General features: G+C 77.0%; 1 pseudogene. It reads left to right on the forward strand.

Features of this window, described 5'->3' with window-relative positions:
• Positions 1-35 precede the first annotated feature (35 nt).
• Positions 36-1332 (forward strand): annotated as a pseudogene (locus tag HGBR_RS17410) (hypothetical protein); the annotation flags it as partial.

Here is a 1332-nt window from a genome sequence, read left to right on the forward strand (position 1 = left end):
CCCGCGCCGTCACACCCTTGCGCCGGCGGGCCCCGATGACGGAGTCCGCGCCTGCCCTCCTGGCCACCCGCGCCCAATTGGACGCAGCGCGCCGCGAGCTGCGCGAGACCGGCGCGGACGGGACCGCCGCCTGGTGGGCGCGCACGGACACAGCGGCGGACCTCGACCCGGAGTCGCCGGCCGGGGCCGAGGAGGCGCTCAACACCGGCGAGGAACTCCAGTCCTTCTCCGGCGTCGACGTGGGCCCCCGCCGCAGCCTGCTGCTGCACCCCTTCACGGGCGTCCTCCTGCTGACCGTGCTCGCCTCCGCGCTCATCGGCTGGCGGCTCCTGGGGCCGGGCACCCTGACCGGCGGAGCGCTGCCGCGCCTGGACGTGAGCGCCGGCCAGGCGCTCGACCGCGTCCTCAGCCTGCGCGACGACGCGGGTCTGGGGTCCGTCGCGCCGGCGGACCCGCTGCTGAGCGTCCTCCTCGCCTGGTCGCTGCCGTTCCTCGGCAGCCTCGACACGGCGGTGCGGGTCCTCCTGCTGGTCGCGCTGCCGGCGGCCGCGCTCCTGGCGTACGCGTGCGCGGGCCGGATCACGGCGCGCGCCAGCATCCGCGCGCTCCTGGCACTCGTGTGGGCCGGTTCGCCCACCCTCGTCGTCTCCCTCATCGAGGGGCGCGTGGGGGCCGTGCTCGCCTGGCTCGTCCTGCCAGTCCTGGTCCGCGCCCTCCACTCCGCCGTCGACCGCCGGTCCGTCGAGGCCTCCGCCGCCGCGGGTCTCCTGCTGGTCGTCGTGGCCGCGGGCATGCCGATCCTCATCGTGCCCGTGCTCGTGCTCATCGGCGTCATCGCGGTGCGGACCCGGGCGCTCCGCCTCGTGTGGTCCGTCCTCCCGCTCGTGGCGCTCGCGGGCCCCTGGCTCGCTGCCGCTGTGCGGCACCCGGACGCGCTGCTGACGGAGCCGGGCGAGGTGCTGCCGTACCCGGTCGCCCGCTCGTGGATCCTGGCCCTGGGCTGGCCCGAGGTCCCGGTCTCGCAGGCGCTTGCCGGCACCGCCGCGACCCCGTGGGTGGGGCTCATCCTGCTCGTCTCCCTGCCGCTCGTCGTGGCCGCGGGCGCCGCCTACTTCCGCCGGTCCGTCCCGGACGACCTGCTCGTCGTCTCGACCGCGCTGACGGTGTCCGGCCTGTGCCTCGCGATCGCGCAGACGATGACCGCCTCCGGGCTCACCGCCCATCGCCTCGTCGCCGCGTGGCCGGCCGCGGGGCTCGCCCTCTTCACGCTGGGTCTGTGTGGTCTGCTGACCGCCTCGCTGGTCCGCGCGCCCGGGCGGCGCAGCGCGGCCG

The sequence above is a fragment of the Brevibacterium senegalense genome, from assembly GCF_000285835.1.
Lineage (GTDB): Bacteria > Actinomycetota > Actinomycetes > Actinomycetales > Brevibacteriaceae > Brevibacterium > Brevibacterium senegalense.